Genomic DNA, 18,702 nt, shown 5'->3' on the forward strand with positions numbered 1-18,702 from the left:
GCCCCTTTCGTGTTGGTTGCGCTAGCCGAGCGTCAGGACACCGTCCACGCGCCGCGGGATGCCCAGCGGGTTGGCGTCGTGCAGGGCCGGGTGCAGGACGGTCTCGGGTGCGTCCTGGTAGGCCACCGGGCGCTGGAAGCGGCGTACCGCGGTTGCTCCCACGGACGTGAACAGCGACGTGGTGGCCGGGTAGGGACCACCGTGCTGCTGGGCCCAGTTCACGGCAACCCCTGTGGGCCAGCCGTCGAACAGTACCCTGCCGGCCAAGGTGCTGAGCTGTTCCACCAGCGCGGAGACGTCCTCGCCGGGCTGTGCGTGCACCGTGCCCGTCAGGCTGCCCGGAACCTTGGCGAGCGCCGCCGACAGTTCTTCCTGGTTGGCGTATTCGATCAGCAGCGTGGTGGGGCCGAAGCACTCTTCCAGCAGCTCCTCCGGGCGTTCCAGCACATTGGCGGCGCTGGTGGAGAACACCACGGGTGCGGCACCGTCGGCCAGGCTGTCCTGCTCCACCGTGCCGGCCACGACGGCGACACCGGGCTGGTCTGCGACGTTACGCAGGCCGTCCGGATAGGCTTCCGCGATGCGCTCGGTGAGCATGGCGGCCGTGGGCTTGTCCGTGCTCGCCTCGGCGAGGTGCGACGCGAAGTCCGTTCCCGCCGGAATGAAGACGAGCCCGGGCTTGGTGCAGAACTGTCCGGCTCCCATCGTGAACGAGCCCGCGAGGCCTGCTGCGAGCTGCTGTCCACGCTCGGCCAGGGCGTCTGCCGTGATGACCACGGGGTTCAAGCTGCCCAGCTCACCGTAGAAGGGGATCGGCTCCGGGCGGGACGAAGCGAGATCGAACAGTGCGCGGCCACCGGGGATGGAGCCGGTGAAGCCGACTGCCTTGATGGCCGGGTCCTGGACGAGTGCCGTGCCGGCCTCGCGTCCGCTGACCAAGGCAAAGATTCCGTCCGGGGCTCCGGCCTTCGCCAAGGCCTCAGCGACGATCTCGGCGGTCCGCTCGGACAAACGGAGGTGACCGGAGTGCGCTTTGACAATCACCGGGCAGCCAACAGCCAAAGCAGACGCGGTGTCGCCGCCCGCTACGGAGAAGGCGAACGGGAAGTTCGACGCCGAGAACACAGCCACGGGGCCGATCGGACGCAGAATGCGGCGCAGGTCCGGCTTGGGCGGAGTGGCCGCAGGGTCAGCGTGGTCAATGACGGCCTCCAGGTAGGAGCCTTCAGTGATGACGTTGGCGAACAGCCGCAGCTGCCCGCTGGTCCTCGCCACCTCACCCGTCAGCCGGACGGTGCCGAGGCTCGTTTCGGAGTCTGCGATCGCTACCAGCTCGGTGACGTTCGCGTCCAAAGCGTCGGCGACGGCGGTCAGCCAGGCCGCGCGTTCGGCGTCGGACGCTGCTGCGGTCACCTTCGCAGCTTCAGTGGCGGCCGCCGTGATGGCTGTCAGGTCAAGAGTTGCTGTACTCAATGCGGTTTCCTTTGTTCTCAATAGCGGACACCTGCGGATGTGATGGTTCCCCAGTGAACTCGAAGCCGAGTCCGGGAAGACCTGCAGAGCTGAGCCTGCTGTTGCCGATGCGTACCGGTGAAGGTCCTGCCAGGATGCCAAGTTGTGCGAACGAGGCATCTTCCACGTCCTCCACGCTTACGGCTTCGGCCAGGGTGAGCGCCAACTGCCCGGAGAGCTCCGGTAGCAGGTGAGGGGCCACCCTGATGCTGTTGGCGCGGGCCAGTTCAACAATCCTGCGGAACGGCGTAATGCCGCCCACCCGGACGATATTGGGCTGAATGATGTCCACGGCTTCCGCTTCGATGAAGTCGCGGAAGCGGTAGATGGTGTGGACGTTCTCACCCAGGGCAATGGGCACCGGCGAGTGCTTGCGCAAGCGGCGGTAAGCCCAGAGGTCGTCGGCGCGAATCGGTTCTTCCAGCCACTCCAGTCCGTACTCCCCCAAAACATCCAAGGCACGGAACGTGTGGGCGAGGTCCCAACGCTGGTTGGCGTCGATCATGAGCAGCCGGTCAGGGCCGATCACCTGGCGCACGGCGGCAACGCGCTCGGCGTCTTCCCTGAGCTCGGGCTTACCCACCTTGATCTTCACCGCGTTGTGTCCCGCGGCAACCCATCGCTGGGCTTGCTCCACGAGTTGCTCCAAGGAGTAGTGCAGGTTCACGCCGGAACCGTACACTTCCACGGACTCCTGGCGTTGGCCCAGGAGCCCCGTGACGGAGGTGCCTGCGTGGCGCGCGTTCAGGTCCCAGAGCGCCAAGTCAACACCGGCCATCGCGATGGTGGTGAGACCTCCCCCGCCGGCCTCATGCAGCCGCTTCCACAGTTGGTCCCACACCATCTCCGGGTTCGCTTCCAAGCCCAGGATGTACGGAGCGATGTCGTGGTCCAGGAGGGCCATCACCGCCTGGGGACCGATGGTGGGAGTCCACGAGAAGCCGTGGCCCTTGCCGCCGTCGTCCGTTGTCAGCTCGGTGACGATCACATGGTTCTCCGGCGCCTCCGCACCCCAGCTGCGCAGCAGCGGCACCGTGATCAGCCGGGTGGTGAGGCCCGTAATGCGGGCGGGCATCAGCTACCGGCCAGCTCGTGGCCCTTGGCCAGGATGGCTTTGAGCTCCAGCAGTTGTTCCTCGCTGGGGTCAACCAATGGCGGGCGGACCGGACCAACGGGCAACCCCGCGAGCCTCAGGCCGGCCTTGATTAGGGAAACGCCAAAGCCAGGGGTCTGGTCGCGCAGGCGGACCAGCGGCGCATAGAAACCCTCGAGCAGCGCGTGACGGCGTTCTTCGTCGCCGGAGATGTAGGCGTCGTAATAGGCCTTGGCGATTTCGGGAGCCATGGCGAACGCTGCCGAGGAGTAGAGGGGGATACCGAGGCCTCGGTAGGCGCCCTGGGTCAGTTCGGCGGTGAGGAGGCCATTGAAGAGCGCAAAGTCCGTGCGCCCGCTCGCGTTGATGGCAGACACGATTTCCTGGGCCAACCCCACGTCTCCGATGCCGTCTTTGAAGCCAACGACCTTCGGGTTGGCGGTGAGGCGGGTGATCGCTTCGGCGGTGAACTTGGCGGTGCCGCGGTGGTAGACGATCACGGGCAGGCTGCTCGCCGCAGCGATGGCCTCAACGTAGGCCACCACACCGTCTGTTGGGCCGGTGACCAGGTAGGGCGGGAGCACCAGGAGGGCGTCGGCGCCGGCTTCCTCAGCCACCTTGGCCGCGGCGATGGCGTGTCCCAGCGGGCCACCGGCACCGGAGACCACGGGAACGGCTCCCGCGACAGCCTCGACGGCGGCGGTCACCACGGTGCGGATCTCGTCGATGGACAGGGCATGGAATTCGCCGGTGCCACAGGCGGGGAAGACCCCGCCTGTGCCGAACGGAAGCCGGGACGTGATGTGCTCCTTGAGCAGGGGTACGTCCACCGAGCCGTCTTCGGCGAAGGGAGTGACGGGGAAGAACAGTACGCCGTCGAAATTCATGGTTTCTCCTTGGTTGCTCCCGCCGGGACCAGGCCGGCGTGGTTCTCGTCGTTGAGTGCTGCTGGATCGGATGCTGCCGTGTCGGGGCCTTGGTAGGGCGGGGTGAGCTCGGTGCGCCAGGTGCGCTTCGGCTCCCAGCCCAGAAGGTCGCGGGCTTTGTCGATGGAGAACGCCGGGCTGGTGCCGGTCAAGTGTTCGGTCAGGGGGCCGCTGCCCGGCAGGAAGCGTGGGAACAATTCCGCCAAGGGCGCTGTGGCCAGGGCATCCTTGGCGCCCACGAAGAACACCTCACCGTTGGGGATGGTGTCCATTTTGTCCAGGAGCACGTCCAGGAAGTCGGCGACATCGCGGGCATCCACGTAGTTGAACTGGGCCGGCGCAGAGAGGGCGGGGTCATCCAGGCGTTCGCGGACTGTGTGTCCTTGCTGCGTCAGCGCGCCTTCCCATTCTTCAGGGGAAATCACGTAACACGGACGGAAAGCCGCGTACCGGATTTTATCCCCCTGCGCCGCAGCGAACATCTGCACAGTCTGCTCGGCAATCAGTTTGGACAGCGCATAGGCGTTCCAGGGCTTGGGCGGCGTCCGCTCGTCAAGGGGGAACGACGGCGGCAGCCACCCGGCCGGTGAGCCGTAGCCCAGGGCAGTGGGACTGCTTGCCGTCACGATCTTGGGCACACCGGAGTCGGTGGCCGCGCTGACTACCGCGAAGGCGAGCCGGGTATTCGTGCTGAAAATGACGTCCTCAGGTGCGCTGAAAGGTACGGCAATAGCAGCGAGGTGGATGACGGCGTCGGGCGCTGTTTCCCGGATGAGGCGCTCTGCCTCACCCGGTGCCAGAAGGTCTGCAGTGTACTGCTCGGCGCCAGCGGGCAGCTGCTCCACCGGGATGGCGTCCCGGTCGACGGAAATCACCTTGTGGCCTGCTTCGGCGAGACCGGCCACAACGCTGCGGCCGAGCCTGCCGGAACCACCGGTGACGAAAATCCTGCTCATGGTCTTTTCCTTGCGTGGGTAGTGAGCCGGTCAGGACTGGCCGCGGCTGAGATCGGCGCCGAGGCCAAGTTCGCTGATGCGGACGGGAAGATCGGTGTCCAGGGACTGGTTGCCGGCGATGCCCACGGATACTGAGCGGAGTCCGTCGATGTAGCCGGACGGGCGGCCCAGCGGGTCGACGCCGGGGCCGTTAAACAGGTCCGAAAGCAGCAGGTTGTCGCCGCCACCGTGGCCACCTTCGCCGTTGATGATGGGGACTTCGTAGGCAGCTTCCCAATGGCGCTGGACCACCAGGCGTTCGCCGTTGCGGCGCACGGCGTCCTCTTCCTCGATGGGCGTCGCGCTCGGGTCAACCACGGTCTTCTTGTCGGTGCTGGACTCGACGGCGGCGCGCTCCACCACTTCGAGTTCCGCCCGGCCTTCAGTGCCGTTGACGGTGACGCGGTAGCCTTCCCAGGGGCTGTGGGCGTTCAGCGAGTAGCTCAGGGTGGGTCCGCCCTGGTAGTCCACCACAAGGGCAAGGTTGTCCTCGATGGTGATGCCCTCGGTGAAGACATCCTGGTCGCGGATGTAGCCGTCAAACTTTTCGTTGTCGTAGTACAGCGCCTTCAAGCGCTCGTCCTCGCGCATGTCCAAGCGGAACGGATCATGCTCAAGGCCGTCAACGGTGCCACGCTCAGGACGTGCGCCCAACCCTCGCTCGGCAGCGTTCTTGTCGCCATAGAAGCGCAGGCCGCCTGAGGCGAAAACGCGCTCCGGAACATCGTTGATCCACCAGTTGACGAGGTCGAAGTGGTGCGAAGCCTTATGGATGAGCAAGCCACCGGAATTCTTCTTTTCGCGGTGCCAGCGGCGGAAGTAGTCAGCACCATGCACCGTGTCCAGCACCCAGCTGAAGTCAATGGACGTGACCTTGCCGATCACTCCGTTTTGGATGACTTCCTTGAGCGCGCTGTTGCGCGGCGAGTAGCGGTAGTTGAACGTGACCACAACATTGCGGCCCGTCTTTGCGACCGCCTCGGTGATGCGGCGGCAGCCCTCAACATCGATGGTCAGCGGCTTTTCAACCACGACGTCGGCACCCGCCTCGAGCGCCTCGACGATGTAGTCCGCGTGGGTGTAGTCGGGCGTCGTGACGATGACGCGTTCGATGTCATTGGCCTGGATGAAGCTGGTGAGCTCGCCTGGCTCGAAGGAAGCCACCGGCTCTGTTCCGCCGAGTTCCTTGATGAGCTCCTGGTAGAAGTCCACCCTGCCCTGGTTGACGTCCGAGAGGGCAATGAGTTCGGCGACATCCGCGTGCTGTCCGTAGATGGCCCGGATGTACATCTCCGAGCGTCCTCCGGTGCCGATCAGGGCAATGCGGGTGCGCTGGTGTCCTTCTTTCTGGGCTGCCGTATCTGCTGACGCGGTCTGGGTCTCGGCTGAGTCTACGTTGACCATGTTGACCATGGGGTATGCCCCTTTCAAAAGGCAGGAGTGAACCGCTTGACGGCCCGGCTTCATGTGTAAGAATCATGAGAAAGCGTTTTCTCAGAGCGTTATAAGCTTTGTATCAAGACTCTGGTGGTCACGTCAACCATTGCTCCAACGACGGAGCATGCGGAGGGCGACCAATGGGAAGGGGCCACATGGCACGCAGGAACACCAACAGGCGCGTTGGCATTGCCGACGTCGCGGAGAAGGCTGGCGTCTCGCACGCCACCGTGTCCCGCGTCATGAACGGTAACGCCGCCGTGGACCCGGGAATCGCCGCGCGGGTCCGGGCCGCTGCGGTGGAACTGAAGTACCAACCGAACCCCGTAGGCAGAAGCCTGGCGCTTGGCAAGACCGACACGATCGGCATCGTGGTCCCGGACCTGGCCAACCCCACATTCCAGGCCATCCTCCGCGGGCTCAGCATCGCAGCGGCCCAGGACGGGTACCGGGTCCTCATTGCGGACTCCTCCGAAGTCACCAGCGAGGAGGCGATCCTGGCCGGCGAAGCTCGTCGTCGCTGTGACGGCGTGGTTCTCTGCGCTCCCCGCATGGCCGACGCCGAACTCGAGGAGCTGGCGCCCACCCTGCACCCCCTGGTGCTCATCAACCGCACCACGATTGCCACCAACACCCCGAGCCTGAGCGTCGACTATGGGCAAGGCATCCAGGAGCTGGCGCAGCACCTGGTCTCCCTTGGTCACCGCCGCCTCGTCTTCCTGTCCGGTCCCGAGCACAGCGCGTCCAACCGCCAGCGGCTGGTGGGCCTGGACCAATTCCGGGCGGAGCATCCGGAGATCGAACTGGAGCTGCTCCACGGCGGATCCAACTTCGACTCCGGCCACGAATCCACGGAGGCCATCATTGCCAGCGGCGCCACAGGGATTCTGGCGTTCAACGACCTCGTGGCCATGGGCCTGCTCAGCGGCCTGCATGAGCGCGGAATCCGCGTGCCGGAGGACATTTCCGTGACTGGCTTCGACGACATTCCGTTTGCCAAATACACCACGCCGCCGCTCACTACAGCAGCCGTGCCCATTAATGAACTCGGTAGCCTGGCATGGCGCAGGATGCGGGAGCAGATTCAGCAGGCCGGCGAAGCATCGATCCAGGCCCAGGACGAGTTCTCACCGCGGGTGGAGATCCGCAAGAGCACCGCCGCCCCGGCCCTCCGGCCCGCGAGCTGACACTTGATGACAATGTTCGGCGCGGACATTGTCATCAACTGTTAGTTCGGCGGAGGGTTTGAGCCGACGCCGGCCTCCGTGTAGAAGCCTTGGATGTGGGCGGCAACAAGCTCAGCTGCTTCGGCGCCGTCGTTGCTGTTGACGGCGGCGAGTATGGCGCGGTGTTCGGCCCGAAGCCTGGTGGATGTCGCGTTCCAGTCAGGAAGGTTCCCGGTCAGCTCGCCCGCGTAGTCCTCGATCGCACCCCTCAGCGAGGCCATCATGGCACTGACCACGGTATTGCCTGCGGCTTGGGCGAGCGCCACATGGAACCGCGCGTCCAAGGCCAGGAAAGTGTCGATATCCGCGGCAGCATCCATTTGATCCAGCAATTCCGCGGCTTCCTCCAGCTCCGGAACGCCTACCTTGGCCCGCTCCGCCGCCCACGACTCCAGCAGGACACGGGTTTCCACGATGTCGGCCACCGGGAGGTGCCGCGTTGCCACATGCAGCCGGAGGGTGGAGCCCAGCGCAGACCCCGGCTCGGCGATAACCACCGTTCCTGCATCCTTGCCCGAACCCACGCCGGCGCGGACCACCCCCATCGCCTCAAGGATCCTGACGGCTTCCCGCACGGAGGTCCGGGACACTTGGAGCTGCTCGGCCATGGCGCGTTCCCCGGGGAGCCGACCGCCCAGGGCAAGATCTCCATCAGACAGCTGCTTCTCGATCCATTGCAGGACCAACTCGTGGGTACGCATAACGGAATACTAGTTGATGTGGTCCAACCACATGGATTACAGTGTGGTTAGACCACAGTGGTAAGACCACAGAATTCAAGGGAGAACCGCATGACCGACACCCTCGATCCCAAGATCACGGCCGCACCCGCCAATGCGGGCAGCGACGAAAACGTGACCCGCCCGCCCCAGCCGCGTCCCGCCGTCGTGCAGCCTCCGGCACTGAAGCGTCGCGTCCCCAAGGTCGCGGACCTGGCACCGCTGATGCAGTTCAAGAAACCCGAGTTCAGCAAGACCGCGCGGCTCAAGCGCGCCAGCACTATCTGGGAACTGCGGGACATCGCCAAGCGCCGCACTCCGCAGGCACCGTTCGACTACACCGACGGCGCTGCCGAAGAAGAAATCACGCTGCGCCGGGCACGGCAGGCTTTCCAGGACATCGAGTTCCGCCCGGGCATCCTCCGGGACGTATCGCGGATCGATCTCCGCACGGACATTCTCGGCAAGGAATCACGCCTCCCCTTTGGCATTGCACCCACCGGCTTCACGCGCATGATGCAGTCCGAGGGCGAATACGCCGGCTCGCAGGCCGCTGAGGCCGCAGGCATTCCCTACACCCTGTCCACCATGGGCACCGCATCCATCGAAGACGTCGCCACCGCCGCTCCCCACGGACGCAACTGGTTCCAGCTGTACCTGTGGACGGACCGCGACCGCTCGCTCGAACTGATCGACCGCGCCGCCAAGGCCGGCAACGACACCCTCATGGTCACCGTGGACACGGCCGTTGCAGGTGCCCGCCTGCGCGACGTCCGCAACGGCATGACCATCCCGCCGGCCTTGACGCTGAAGACCGTCCTGGACGCCTCCTACCGCCCGGCCTGGTGGTTCAACTTCCTCACGCACGAACCCCTCACGTTCGCGTCGCTCTCGCGTTACACGGGGACCGTGGCGGACCTCATCAACTCCATGTTCGACCCCACCCTCACTTACGAGGACCTCGATTGGCTGCGCGAAACCTGGAAGGGCAAGCTGGTGGTCAAGGGCATCCAGACCGTGGAAGACGCCCGCAAGGTAGTGGACCACGGCGCCGACGGAATCATCCTGTCCAACCATGGCGGCCGCCAACTGGACCGTGCACCCATCCCGTTCCACCTGCTGCCGGAGGTTACCTCGGCGTTGAAGGCAGACAACAGCAAGGCAGCCGTCATGCTGGACACCGGCATTATGAGCGGTGCGGACATCGTGGCCGCGCTGGCACTGGGTGCCGACTTCGCCCTGATCGGCCGCGCCTACCTCTACGGACTGATGGCCGGCGGACGCGAGGGTGTGGACCGCACCATCCAGATCCTTGAGAAGGACATGACACGGACCATGGCACTCCTGGGCGTCAGCAAGGTCTCGGACCTCAACCCGGACCACGTACGGCTGCTGCAGCACTAAAGCACCCAAGTAAATATCAGCAGAGGCCGTTTTGAATGCTCAAAACGGCCTCTGCTTTTGGGTTGGGGAGGGGCTAGATCAGGCCCTGCGCCAGCATGGCGTCGGCAACCTTGACGAAGCCGCCGATGTTGGCGCCCACCACGTAGTTGCCGGGCGCGCCATATTCATCAGCGGTCGCCGCACAGCGGTCGTGAATACCCACCATGATGTCGGTAAGGCGCTGTTCGGTGTGCTCGAAGGACCACGAATCGCGGCTGGCATTCTGCTGCATTTCGAGCGCCGACGTAGCGACGCCACCGGCGTTGGCCGCTTTGCCCGGGCCGAACAGGATTCCGGCTTCCTGGAACACGGATACGGCGGAACGCGTGGAGGGCATGTTGGCGCCCTCGGCAACGGCGATCAGTCCGTTGCTGACCAGTTTGGCGGCAGCATCGCCATCGAGCTCGTTCTGGGTGGCACACGGCAGGGCCACGGTCCCGGTGACATCCCATACGGAACCGCCGGCAACATGGCTGGCGCCCGGCCTGCGTGCGGCGTAGTCCGTGAGGCGACCGCGCTCCACTTCCTTGATTTGGCTCAAAAGGGCGACGTCGATCCCCGCCTCGTCCACGATGTAACCGGCGGAGTCGGAACAGGCCACCACGGTGGCGCCGAGTGACTGCGCCTTGGCGATGGCGTGAATCGCGACGTTGCCCGACCCGGACACCACAACACGCTGGCCGTCGAAGGACGCACCCCGGGTCTTGAGCATCTCCTGGGCGAAGATCACCGTGCCGTAGCCTGTGGCCTCTGGGCGAACCAGGGAGCCGCCCCAGGAGATGCCCTTTCCGGTGAGGACGCCGGATTCGTAGCGGTTGGTGATGCGCTTGTACTGGCCGAAGAGGTAGCCGATTTCGCGGCCGCCCACGCCGATGTCACCAGCGGGCACGTCCGTGTATTCGCCGATGTGACGGTATAGCTCCGTCATGAAGGACTGGCAGAACCGCATGATTTCGGCGTCCGAGCGCCCGCGGGGATCGAAGTCCGAGCCGCCCTTGCCGCCGCCGATCGGCATGCCCGTGAGGGCGTTCTTGAAAATCTGCTCAAAGCCCAGGAACTTCACGATGCCCAGGTAGACGGACGGGTGGAAGCGGAGTCCGCCCTTGTACGGGCCCAGGGCGGAGTTGAACTCCACCCGGAAGCCGCGGTTTACGTGGACCCGGCCGGCATCGTCCGTCCAGGGGACCCGGAAGATGATCTGGCGCTCGGGTTCGCAGAGACGCTCGAGGACGGCCCCTTCAAGGAACTCAGGGTGGCGGTCATGGACGGGACCAAGGCTTTCGAAGACCTCAGTGACGGCCTGGTGGAATTCCTTCTCCCCCGGGTTCCGCGCCAACACGGTGTCCCGGACAGCTTCGAGCCTTGAATCCATGCGTGTTCCTATCCTCAGTGCGCCGACCCGCGGCGAGACGATTAGTCCCGCTCATGGTTGCACCACGGGACATGGGATCTCCATCCGATGGGAATGTGACCCCGGCTGCGGAGTTAACACAACTGTAGAAAATCGTTGAAAACACAAGGAAACAGGAGATTAACAAAAACTCACAATGTGAGGAAGGTCACGTTAGCTTGGCGCCCGCTACCGCTTCCGCCCGAACTTGGGAAGATTTGGCAGGTTCGGGAGGTTGGCCAGAAGGTCAGCAGCCTTGGTAGCGGCGCGGCCCACGGTGCGGCCGATCTGCTGGGGAACCGTGTCATCCGACGCCAAGTCCAACGACACCGGCGTTCCACTTGCGTGGACCTTCACTGCCTGACCAACGGCATCTGCACGGGTGGTGGCCGGGGGCTCAGGCGCCGCGACAGCAGGGGCGGCGTCCACAGCAGCAGCGGGCACCTCCGAGGAAGGCGCGACGACGGCGGGCGCCGCCGGTCCGACGTCGAACGTTTCCAACCAACTCGCGACGCCGGCGAGCGGCTTGGGATTCAGCGCATAGAAGCGCTTCTGGCCCTGCGCGCGCATGCTGACGAGATCAGCCTCGCGGAGCACCTTCAAATGCTTGGAGATCGTGGGCTGGCTTGCAGCCAGTTCTTCCACCAGTTCGCCTACTGCTTTATCCCCAGAGCGGAGGGAGACCAGGATGTCGCGCCTGGTTGCCTCAGCTATGACGGCAAATACGTCGTCAGTCACCATGCCTTACACCCTAGCGACATATACGCCGATTGGCATCCCTATTTCGTTGTGATGCAGCGGGCATTCGTTGACCCTCCCCATCGCTGGTGCTACAACAGAGTCACGGTCCGTCCGGGCCCCCAGGCCCCGGCCGCCATAGCGCGGGGTGAGTGGCTATGACTGACTTCTTTCGGCGACAGATCTTCAACATCATTGCGGCGGTGTTCCTCGCCCTATTCGTGTTGGTGTGGGCCACCGTGCTCGTGCGCGTAGGGACCTGGGTGCCCACCGGTGGGGCTGATGCGCCCGAACTGAACGGCGCCCTGGTGACCGCGGCGGGAGTGCTCGCTACTTCGCTCAGCTCGTTGACGGCGTCGGCGCTGGGTTTCACCATCGCTGAGGTCAAGAGCGAGAGCCAGAAGGCGGGCGACCCCAACCCCATGGTCCGTCCCGCGGAGGTGGCCATGAAACTCTCAGGCCGGGTGATCTTCGCCATCATGGTCTACATGACCATGGGCATGCTGGTCCTGGTGGTCTGGTTGTTCAAAGGGCAAGCGTCCACGGACCTCATCGGAGCTTTCGCGTTGTCCCTGTTGGGCTGGCTCATCGGCGCCGCCGGGGTGGTCTTCCAGACGGAGAAGTCCGAGCCGTAGCCCGGGGACGTCAGTCGAACCAGGGGTCCAACCCGTACAACGGGAAAATCTCCTTGCGCGTGGCGATGACGGTCCGGTCCACCTCGTCCGCAGGATCGTAGCCGACCTCCCAGGAGCGCCACCAGACGTCCACGTCGTCGCCCATGGTCTCCGGGGCCCACACACCGTACGTTTCCTTCACGTATGTTCGCCAGGCTTCCGGCACCGGGGTGCTGAGTGGCACCGGGCGTTGGGTCACCATCCCGATCAGGTGGCTCCATGCACGCGGAACCACGCCAGTGACGTCGTATCCGCCTCCCCCGGTAGCGATCCAGCGGTTGTCACAGTAGCGGGCAGCAAGGCTTGCGACGGCGGACGCCGCCTCACGCTGCCCGTCCACGCTCAGGTTGAGGTGCGTCAGGGGATCGTCACGATGGGAATCACAACCGTGCTGGCTGACAATCACTTCGGGTTGGAAGGCGCCTACGAGCTGTGGGACCACGGCATGGAAGGCCCGCAGCCAGGCCGCGTCTCCCGTGAACGTAGGGAGCGCCACGTTCACTGCTGTTCCGGGCGCGTCCGGGCCTCCGGTTTCATTGGCGAAACCCGTCCCGGGGAAAAGGGTGAGGCCTGTTTCATGCAGGCTGATGGTCATGACACGGGGGTCGTTCCAGAAGATACTCTGCGTTCCATCGCCGTGGTGGGCATCGACGTCAATGCTGACGATCCTCTGCACACCACCGTCGAGCAACCGCTGGATGGCCATGGCGACATCGTTGTATACGCAGAAGCCACTGGCCCGCTCCCGCGCTGCATGGTGCATGCCACCGCTGAAGTTCACGGCACGAACAGCGTGCCCGGATAGGATGCTGTCGGCCGCCAGAAGCGAGCCGCCGGCAAGTCGGGCGCTGGCCTCGTGCATTCCGGCAAACGCAGGATCGTCCTCCGTGCCCAGGCCACGATCTTCTTCGGGATAGGACGGGTCTTCACTGACGCGGCGCACAGCCTCCACATACTCGCGGCTGTGGACCGAGAAAAGCTCGACGTCGGTTGCCACACCGGGTGCTTCCACCGCCACATGCCGGTGCTCGAACAATCCCAATGATTCAGCCAGCCGGGCCGTGAGTTCGAGCCGCTGCGGCGCCATCGGATGACCAGGCCCAAAGTTGTAGGCAGTCATGGCTGGATCCCACACCACCGTCGTTGGCAGTGCGGAGCGCGTAATGCTGGAAGCTGTGGTTCCAAGCCTGGAGTTCATCCAGAACAGGCTACCTGAGGCCGGAGGACCCGTTCGCCCGGTTACACCGCGGGAATAGTGGTTTACTACTCAAGAAAGCTTGTTCAACCGAGGAAGAGCGCCATGTCTCAAAGCCAGTCGCGGTCCACGAGCCCGACCAACTGGCAACCCAACCAGCAGGAGCGGGAAGGTCTCTGGATCTTCACCCGCGTACGCGACTTCATCGACAACATTGCCAACACCTCACCGGCGCGTTTGGCGTTGACCGTCTTCGCGGTGGTGATCTTGGTGTTCACCGGGTTGTTGTCCCTCCCCGCCGCCTCCACGGCCGGTACGGTCACTCCCCTGCACCAGGCCATGTTCACTGCTGTCTCCAGCGTGTGCGTTACCGGATTGACGGTGGTATCCACCGCCACCCACTGGACCTTTTTCGGTCAGCTCGTCATCCTGGTGGGCATTTTCGTTGGCGGCCTTGGCACCTTGACGCTCGCCTCCCTGCTGGCCCTCATGGTCAGCAAGCGCCTGGGCGTGCGCGGCAAGCTCATCGCCCAGGAAGCCATGAACAACGCGGGCCGGCTCGGCGAAGTTGGTACCCTGCTGCGGATCGTCATCGTGACCTCGGTGGTCATTGAGGCGGTGCTGGCACTGGCACTGATTCCGCGCTTCATGATCCTCGGCGAAGACTTTTGGCAGTCCGTGTGGCATGGCGTGTTCTACTCCATTTCCGCTTTCAACAACGCCGGTTTCACTCCGCACTCCGACGGGATCGTCCCCTACGAGACCGACCTCTGGATTCTGATTCCGCTGATGCTGGGGGTCTTCCTCGGCAGCCTGGGCTTCCCCGTGGTGATGGTGCTCCAGCAAAACGGGCTCAACTGGAAGAAGTGGAATCTCCACACCAAGCTCACCATCCAGGTCTCCTTCATCCTCCTCGCGGCAGGCACGGTGCTCTGGGGTCTGATGGAGTGGGACAATGTGCGCACCATCGGGCAAATGGATCTGGGTGACAAGATCACCCACTCGCTCTTCGCCTCCGTCATGACACGTTCCGGCGGCTTCAACCTGGTGGACCAAAACCATATGGAATCCACCACCATGCTTCTCACTGACGCCCTCATGTTCGCCGGGGGTGGCTCCGCCTCCACCGCGGGCGGCATCAAAGTGACCACCATTGCCGTCATGTTCCTCGCCATCATGGCCGAAGCCCGAGGCGACGCGGACGTCAAAGTCTACGGTCGCACCATTCCCCAGGGCACCATGCGCGTGGCTATCTCCGTGATCGTCGCGGGCGCCACCCTGGTGTCCGTGGCCGCGTTCCTGCTGCTCTCCATCAGCGGCGCTTCCCTGGACCGGGTGCTCTTCGAATCCATTTCCGCCTTCGCCACCGTGGGACTGAGCACCAACCTCAGTGCCGAGCTGCCGCCGTCGGGCGTTTATGTCCTTACCGCACTGATGTTCGCCGGCCGCGTCGGCACCGTAACCTTGGCTGCCGGCCTGGCACTGCGCCAACGCAGCCAGCTATACCACTACCCGGAAGAGAGGCCAATCATTGGCTAGTACCACGGGGGCCGCCAACCGCCCCGCCCACAACGCGCCAGTGCTGGTCATTGGCCTGGGCCGTTTCGGTTCCGCTACCGCCGAGCAACTGGTGAAGCAGGGCCGTGAAGTCCTGGCCATCGAACGCGACCGCACCCTCGTCCAGAAGTGGGCGCCCGTGCTGACCCATGTGGTGGAGGCTGACGCCACCAACATCGACGCCTTGCGCCAGCTTGGCGCCCAGGAGTTCAGCTCTGCCGTAGTCGGCGTGGGTACGTCCATCGAATCGTCCGTGCTCATCACCGTGAACCTGGTGGACCTGGGCATCCAGCACCTGTGGGTCAAGGCCATCACGCCCTCCCACGGCAAGATCCTCACCAGGATCGGCGCCAACCATGTGATCTACCCCGAGGCCGACGCCGGTGTCCGGGCAGCCCACCTCGTGTCCGGCCGGATGCTCGACTTTATCGAGTTCGACGACGACTACGCCATCGTCAAGATGTACCCGCCCAAGGAAACCGTCGGCTTCACGTTGGAAGAGTCCAAAGTGCGTTCCAAGTACGGCGTGACGATCGTGGGCGTGAAGACACCCGGCGAGGACTTCACGTACGCCAGGCCGGAAACCAAAGTGTCCGGCCACGACATGTTGATCGTGTCCGGACACGTGGACCTGCTGGAGCGCTTCGCAGCGCGACCGTAGGGTTGGGCCTTAGCCCAGCTGCTTGGTGATTTCCGCCGCACGGGCTGCGGCGGCGCGGGCTCCATCGGCAATGATCTTGGGGATCCCGCCATCGTCAAAGGCCGCGATGGCGCGCTCGGTGGTTCCGTTGGGGCTGGTGACGGCGACGCGGAGGTCAGTGGGGTTGGCGCCCGGCTCGGCCAGCATGAAGCCGGCGCCCGCCACGGTTTCGCGGGCCAGCATGACGGACAGCTCCGCATCCAGGCCGAGCTCGACACCAGCAGCGGCCATCGCCTCGGCCAGATAGAACGCGTAGGCCGGGCCGGAGCCGCTGATGGCGGACAGGGCATCCACCTGCTCTTCGGGGATCTCAACTATGGTGCCGGCGCCGGCAAGCGCCTTCTTGGCTTTTTCGAGCTGATCCGGCGTGCAATGCGTGCCGGGCGAGACAGAAACGACGCCCCGTCCCAGCCGTGCGGGCGTGTTGGGCATGGTGCGGATCACCGGTTGCCCCTCCGGCAGGGCAGCTTCCAGCTGAGCGATCGACACAGCCGCAGCAACGCTGACCACGATGGTGTCCTTTGCCAGGGCCGGGCTGATTTCCCGGGCAAGGTCCGTGATGCCCACTGGCTTCACGCCCAGGATGACCATCCCGGAGCCTTTGGTGGCCAACTTGTTGTTGTCTGGCTCCTCCTCGCCCGCGATAGCCATGACGTGATGGCGCTGCGCCAGCTCGTCTGCACGTTCCGCACGCCGGACAGTGGCGACGATGTCGGACGGGTCCGTCCCTGCGGCGAGAAGGCCACCCAGGATTGCCTCGTTCATGGATCCACAGCCAAGGAATGCGATTCGGTTGCTCATGGCTCCATCATTGCAGTTGGTCTCGGACGGGGTCTAACGGATTCCGAATATCAGGATTCCCAGCAAGTTCCCAAGGTTATTGCAGGCAGCACCCATGCAGGGTGCCTAACGTAGTTATTACCTCATTGAGGGTGCGAGTGATGAGGCGGGCATGGGGATGTCCGCCAGCAGCACCGGTGGCCGGGCGGGTTTTCCCCCATTTCCCGATTCGGCCGCCGGTGCTTTCGCATTTAAGCCTGGCATACACCCGTTAAACACCGCAGCTGCCGCCCCGTAGCAGGGCGACAGCCGCGGTCAGAGGCTCGACGCCGTTAGTTGTCTCCGCTGCGGACCAACGGGATGCTGAGGTGCTGCCGCGCGAAGCGCAGGGTTTCGGCCAGCATTTCCTCGCGCTCCCCCGCTACCTTTGCCTTGCGGGTGGAAATCTCCGCCACCACCACACCGTCAAAGCCACTGGACGCCAAATGCTGCAGGGCATCGGCGCACTGCTGTGTCCCGGTGCCCGGAACCAGGTGCTCGTCCTTGCCCGAACCCGACCCGTCAGTGAGGTGGACGTGCCGGAGTTTGCTGCCCAACGCCTTGATGGCTTCCAAACTGTTGGCCCCCGCAGTGGCGGCGTGCGAGAAGTCCCACGTGACGTCGTCGTAATCCTGTCCCAGCGGGTCCCAGTGCGGCAGGTAAGCCACCGCCTCCCGCCCACGGACGCGCCAGGGGTACATGTTCTCCACAGCGATACGAACTTGGTAGGTCGCTGCCATTTCGCGAACGCCCTCGACGAAGTTCTCGGCATAGTTCGACTGCCAGCGGAAAGGCGGGTGCACCACGACTGTGTCACAGTCCACCTCAGCGGCCATCTGGCAGGACTTCTCAATCTTGCTCCACGCAGTCCCCCACACCTGCTGCGTCAACAGCAGCGTGGGGGCATGGATGGAAACAATCTTCTGGTGGTACCGGTGGCTGAGCTGAATCAGGGCGTCAGGATTCTGGCTCACCGCATTGTTGGTGACCATCACCTCAACGCCCTCGTAGCCCAAGTCCTGAGCCACGGCGAAGGCGTCATGGACGCTCAGGGGGTAGACGGAGGCGCTGGACAGCGCCACTGGAATCTGGCGGTCATTCACTTCAGGATCGACGTCGTTGCTCATCTCAGGAGGCCAGCCCGCCTGCCACTGGGGCCGGGATGGGTGAAGGGGAAATTACAGGGACAGGGAATTCTTCAGTTATGGGCCGGGCCTCGTCACTGTCCGTAGACTTGGCCGCTTCCTTGGCTGCTTTCTTCTTGGACTTGTCCTTCTTGCGCTTGCCCACATGGGGCGCAGGATCAAGGGCTTCCTCGAAGACCAACTGGTCAAGGCGGCGAAGGATCAGGCCTTCGCGGAGTGCCCAGGGACAAATCTCCATCTTGGGGAATTCAAAGAGTTCCAAAGCAGCCTCGGCAACCAGGGCGCCAGCCAACAACTGGCGGGCGCGGGCATCCGAGACGCCGGGAAGGTACAACCTGTCTTCCACCGTCATGGCGGAGATACGTTGAGCCCACAGGCCAAGGTCCGCCGCGTGCAGTTCCCGCTTCACGTAAGGTCCCGCAGCGCTCGGAGCGGCACCGGCGATTCGAGCCAGTGAACGGAACGTCTTGGACGTCCCGGCCACCAGGTTTGCACGGCCAAGTTCGTGGAAGTTGCGGACCACGGGTTTCAGGGTGGAGCGAATGTAGCGTCGCAGTTCCTTCACGCTCTTGGCAGTGGGAGGGTCGTCGTGGAGCCAGTCCCGTGTGAGGCGGCTGGCACCGAGTGGGACGGACGTGGCAAGCTCCGGGAGCTCATCCGTTCCGTAGGCCATTTCGAAGGAACCGCCTCCGATGTCCAAGTCCAGGATGGGCCCTGCGCCCCACCCATACCAGCGCCGGACCGCGAAGAAGGTCATGGAGGCTTCTTCGCTGCCAGTGAGTTCCTGGAGGGTCACAGTGGTTTCATGTTTGACCCTTGCCAAAACCTCCGGACCGTTGGTGGCCTCGCGGATGGCCGAGGTACAGAATGCGAGGAGATCCTCCGCTTTGTGCCTGGCGGCGAACTCCCAAGCTTCCAGCACGAATTCAATGAGCTCGTGTTGCCCGGCGTCGTTGATGTTGCCATCGCCGTCCAGGTATTGCACCAGCGAGAGCGGGCGCTTATGGGAAGCGAAAGCTACCGGGCGCGCGCCGGGATGAGCATCCACCAGCAGGAGATGGACGGTATTGGACCCGATGTCGAGAACGCCAAGACGCATTCTGCCATTATTCCCCGAACCGAAGCCCGTGAAG

At 64.3% G+C, this 18,702-nt stretch carries 17 protein-coding genes; 5 read left to right on the top strand and 12 right to left on the bottom strand.

Translation table 11 applies throughout. The annotated features are described in order from the left end of the window. Nucleotides 1-21: 21 nt before the first annotated feature. The 5 genes from ACR30Z_RS04345 to ACR30Z_RS04365 are packed head-to-tail and all read right to left on the bottom strand — an operon-like array spanning nucleotide 22 to nucleotide 5,930. Nucleotides 22-1,473, bottom strand: a complete 1,452-nt coding sequence (locus ACR30Z_RS04345) for an aldehyde dehydrogenase (NADP(+)) (protein ID WP_434371335.1) — start codon at nucleotides 1,471-1,473, stop codon at nucleotides 22-24. Beyond that, the gene (locus ACR30Z_RS04350) at nucleotides 1,454-2,587 is read right to left on the bottom strand and encodes a mandelate racemase/muconate lactonizing enzyme family protein (RefSeq protein WP_434371336.1); all 1,134 of its coding nucleotides are present in this window, start codon (nucleotides 2,585-2,587) and stop codon (nucleotides 1,454-1,456) included. Before ACR30Z_RS04350 ends, ACR30Z_RS04345 begins: the two co-directional genes overlap by 20 nt. Then, the gene (locus ACR30Z_RS04355; protein ID WP_434371337.1) at nucleotides 2,587-3,492 is read right to left on the bottom strand and encodes a 5-dehydro-4-deoxyglucarate dehydratase; all 906 of its coding nucleotides are present in this window, start codon (nucleotides 3,490-3,492) and stop codon (nucleotides 2,587-2,589) included. The genes ACR30Z_RS04350 and ACR30Z_RS04355 overlap by 1 nt, the downstream gene beginning before the upstream one ends. Further along, nucleotides 3,489-4,487 carry an NAD-dependent epimerase/dehydratase family protein gene (locus ACR30Z_RS04360; protein WP_434371338.1) on the bottom strand — a complete coding sequence of 333 codons (999 nt, stop codon included), beginning with the start codon at nucleotides 4,485-4,487 and terminating at the stop codon, nucleotides 3,489-3,491. Before ACR30Z_RS04360 ends, ACR30Z_RS04355 begins: the two co-directional genes overlap by 4 nt. A gap of 30 nt (nucleotides 4,488-4,517) precedes the next feature. Continuing rightward, a complete protein-coding gene (locus tag ACR30Z_RS04365; protein ID WP_434371388.1) occupies nucleotides 4,518-5,930 on the bottom strand; it encodes a Gfo/Idh/MocA family protein in 1,413 nt (470 codons plus the stop codon). 188 nt (nucleotides 5,931-6,118) lie between these two features. Between ACR30Z_RS04365 and ACR30Z_RS04370 the strand changes: the two genes are divergently transcribed. After that, on the top strand, nucleotides 6,119-7,150 hold the full coding sequence (locus ACR30Z_RS04370) for a LacI family DNA-binding transcriptional regulator (RefSeq protein WP_144652994.1): 1,032 nt from the start codon (nucleotides 6,119-6,121) through the stop codon (nucleotides 7,148-7,150). Nucleotides 7,151-7,191: 41 nt separating this feature from the next. Here ACR30Z_RS04370 and ACR30Z_RS04375 read toward each other — a convergent pair whose 3' ends face one another. Then, nucleotides 7,192-7,890 (bottom strand): FadR/GntR family transcriptional regulator, encoded by a 699-nt coding sequence (locus ACR30Z_RS04375; protein WP_434371339.1) that lies wholly within the window; start codon nucleotides 7,888-7,890, stop codon nucleotides 7,192-7,194. A gap of 90 nt (nucleotides 7,891-7,980) precedes the next feature. Here ACR30Z_RS04375 and ACR30Z_RS04380 point away from each other — a divergent pair, with 90 nt between their 5' ends. Continuing rightward, nucleotides 7,981-9,312 carry an alpha-hydroxy acid oxidase gene (locus ACR30Z_RS04380; RefSeq protein ID WP_144652996.1) on the top strand — a complete coding sequence of 444 codons (1,332 nt, stop codon included), beginning with the start codon at nucleotides 7,981-7,983 and terminating at the stop codon, nucleotides 9,310-9,312. A gap of 73 nt (nucleotides 9,313-9,385) precedes the next feature. Here the strand turns inward: ACR30Z_RS04380 and gdhA are convergent, their stop codons facing one another. Further along, nucleotides 9,386-10,723, bottom strand: a complete 1,338-nt coding sequence (gene gdhA, locus ACR30Z_RS04385) for an NADP-specific glutamate dehydrogenase (RefSeq protein ID WP_144652997.1) — start codon at nucleotides 10,721-10,723, stop codon at nucleotides 9,386-9,388. 207 nt (nucleotides 10,724-10,930) lie between these two features. Then, entirely contained in the window at nucleotides 10,931-11,482 is a 552-nt protein-coding gene (locus tag ACR30Z_RS04390) for an ArsR/SmtB family transcription factor (RefSeq protein WP_144652998.1), read from the bottom strand. A gap of 155 nt (nucleotides 11,483-11,637) precedes the next feature. On the opposite strand from ACR30Z_RS04390, the gene ACR30Z_RS04395 reads away from it, so the two are divergent. After that, nucleotides 11,638-12,114, top strand: a complete 477-nt coding sequence (locus ACR30Z_RS04395) for a hypothetical protein (RefSeq protein WP_434371340.1) — start codon at nucleotides 11,638-11,640, stop codon at nucleotides 12,112-12,114. 10 nt (nucleotides 12,115-12,124) lie between these two features. On the opposite strand, the gene ACR30Z_RS04400 is transcribed toward ACR30Z_RS04395, so the two are convergent. After that, nucleotides 12,125-13,351, bottom strand: coding sequence for an acetoin utilization protein AcuC (locus ACR30Z_RS04400; protein ID WP_144653000.1), 1,227 nt, complete (start codon nucleotides 13,349-13,351; stop codon nucleotides 12,125-12,127). A 102-nt stretch (nucleotides 13,352-13,453) separates the two neighbouring features. Between ACR30Z_RS04400 and ACR30Z_RS04405 the strand changes: the two genes are divergently transcribed. Further along, nucleotides 13,454-14,887 (top strand): TrkH family potassium uptake protein, encoded by a 1,434-nt coding sequence (locus tag ACR30Z_RS04405; protein WP_144653001.1) that lies wholly within the window; start codon nucleotides 13,454-13,456, stop codon nucleotides 14,885-14,887. Nucleotides 14,888-14,927: 40 nt separating this feature from the next. Beyond that, entirely contained in the window at nucleotides 14,928-15,566 is a 639-nt protein-coding gene (locus ACR30Z_RS04410; RefSeq protein ID WP_011775951.1) for a potassium channel family protein, read from the top strand. 9 nt (nucleotides 15,567-15,575) lie between these two features. On the opposite strand, the gene proC is transcribed toward ACR30Z_RS04410, so the two are convergent. The 3 genes from proC to ACR30Z_RS04425 all read right to left on the bottom strand — a co-directional run bounded on the left by proC (nucleotide 15,576) and on the right by ACR30Z_RS04425 (nucleotide 18,668). Next, nucleotides 15,576-16,406: a pyrroline-5-carboxylate reductase gene (gene proC, locus ACR30Z_RS04415; protein ID WP_144653002.1), complete on the bottom strand. Its 831-nt coding sequence runs from the start codon at nucleotides 16,404-16,406 to the stop codon at nucleotides 15,576-15,578. Between the two features lie 311 nt (nucleotides 16,407-16,717). Continuing rightward, nucleotides 16,718-17,551, bottom strand: coding sequence for a sugar phosphate isomerase/epimerase family protein (locus tag ACR30Z_RS04420; RefSeq protein ID WP_434371341.1), 834 nt, complete (start codon nucleotides 17,549-17,551; stop codon nucleotides 16,718-16,720). Between the two features lies 1 nt (nucleotide 17,552). Then, on the bottom strand, nucleotides 17,553-18,668 hold the full coding sequence (locus ACR30Z_RS04425) for a Ppx/GppA phosphatase family protein (RefSeq protein ID WP_434371342.1): 1,116 nt from the start codon (nucleotides 18,666-18,668) through the stop codon (nucleotides 17,553-17,555). Between the last annotated feature and the right edge of the window lie 34 nt (nucleotides 18,669-18,702).

The organism is Paenarthrobacter sp. FR1 (assembly GCF_051106045.1).
Classification (GTDB): Bacteria; Actinomycetota; Actinomycetes; order Actinomycetales; family Micrococcaceae; genus Arthrobacter; species Arthrobacter nitroguajacolicus_A.

What these genes read in the sequence shown, in the direction of transcription:
- ACR30Z_RS04350 (WP_434371336.1), bottom strand. Translation starts at nt 2,587, where the DNA reads ATGCCCGCCCGCATTACGGGCCTCACCACCCGGCTGATCACGGTGCCG.
- ACR30Z_RS04355 (WP_434371337.1), bottom strand. Translation starts at nt 3,492, where the DNA reads ATGAATTTCGACGGCGTACTGTTCTTCCCCGTCACTCCCTTCGCCGAA.
- ACR30Z_RS04360 (WP_434371338.1), bottom strand. Translation starts at nt 4,487, where the DNA reads ATGAGCAGGATTTTCGTCACCGGTGGTTCCGGCAGGCTCGGCCGCAGC.
- ACR30Z_RS04365 (WP_434371388.1), bottom strand. Translation starts at nt 5,930, where the DNA reads ATGGTCAACGTAGACTCAGCCGAGACCCAGACCGCGTCAGCAGATACG.
- ACR30Z_RS04370 (WP_144652994.1), top strand. Translation starts at nt 6,119, where the DNA reads ATGGCACGCAGGAACACCAACAGGCGCGTTGGCATTGCCGACGTCGCG.
- ACR30Z_RS04375 (WP_434371339.1), bottom strand. Translation starts at nt 7,890, where the DNA reads ATGCGTACCCACGAGTTGGTCCTGCAATGGATCGAGAAGCAGCTGTCT.
- ACR30Z_RS04380 (WP_144652996.1), top strand. Translation starts at nt 7,981, where the DNA reads ATGACCGACACCCTCGATCCCAAGATCACGGCCGCACCCGCCAATGCG.
- gdhA (WP_144652997.1), bottom strand. Translation starts at nt 10,723, where the DNA reads ATGGATTCAAGGCTCGAAGCTGTCCGGGACACCGTGTTGGCGCGGAAC.
- ACR30Z_RS04390 (WP_144652998.1), bottom strand. Translation starts at nt 11,482, where the DNA reads ATGGTGACTGACGACGTATTTGCCGTCATAGCTGAGGCAACCAGGCGC.
- ACR30Z_RS04395 (WP_434371340.1), top strand. Translation starts at nt 11,638, where the DNA reads ATGACTGACTTCTTTCGGCGACAGATCTTCAACATCATTGCGGCGGTG.
- ACR30Z_RS04400 (WP_144653000.1), bottom strand. Translation starts at nt 13,351, where the DNA reads ATGAACTCCAGGCTTGGAACCACAGCTTCCAGCATTACGCGCTCCGCA.
- ACR30Z_RS04405 (WP_144653001.1), top strand. Translation starts at nt 13,454, where the DNA reads ATGTCTCAAAGCCAGTCGCGGTCCACGAGCCCGACCAACTGGCAACCC.
- proC (WP_144653002.1), bottom strand. Translation starts at nt 16,406, where the DNA reads ATGAGCAACCGAATCGCATTCCTTGGCTGTGGATCCATGAACGAGGCA.
- ACR30Z_RS04420 (WP_434371341.1), bottom strand. Translation starts at nt 17,551, where the DNA reads ATGAGCAACGACGTCGATCCTGAAGTGAATGACCGCCAGATTCCAGTG.
- ACR30Z_RS04425 (WP_434371342.1), bottom strand. Translation starts at nt 18,668, where the DNA reads ATGCGTCTTGGCGTTCTCGACATCGGGTCCAATACCGTCCATCTCCTG.